The organism is Paraburkholderia sp. JHI869, assembly GCF_038900775.1.
Classification (GTDB): domain Bacteria; phylum Pseudomonadota; class Gammaproteobacteria; order Burkholderiales; family Burkholderiaceae; genus Paraburkholderia.
On the sequence record NZ_JAYMSC010000105.1, the window covers coordinates 1 to 420 of the forward strand.

General features: G+C 68.8%; 1 pseudogene. It reads right to left on the reverse strand.

The window, feature by feature from the left end:
* Positions 1-420, reverse strand: a pseudogene (locus VSR72_RS44065) (transcriptional regulator); the annotation flags it as partial.

The window sequence follows — 420 nt, forward strand, 5'->3', positions numbered from 1 at the left end:
CGCGTCGAGCGCGGCCAGTGCGCGTCCCGAGCGCTCATGGCATTCGTGCAGCAGCGAGCCGTGCATCAGCGTGCCCACGAGCGATCCCGCCAGCGCCACGCCGAGCGCCGGATTGCCGCCCGGTGAGAAGGCCCATTCGAAGGCGGCGCGTGCGTCGTCGAGCGCAAGGCGAGGTTCGGTGGCAGGCAGCCCCTGCGCGATTTCGCCGACGGGCAGCCTGCCGTGCTCGATCCGTTCCTGCAGGTATTGCATGTGCCGCGACGCGATGCGCTGCAGCTCGCCCTCGTCGCGCAGCTTTTCCATCGCGTACGCGCGCGTGGATTCCGTCAGCCGGTATTGCGCTATCGCGCCGCAGAACTCGACGGACAACAGCGATTTGGTGGCCAGCTCGCTCAGGCTCGAAATGACGCCGGCGATGGG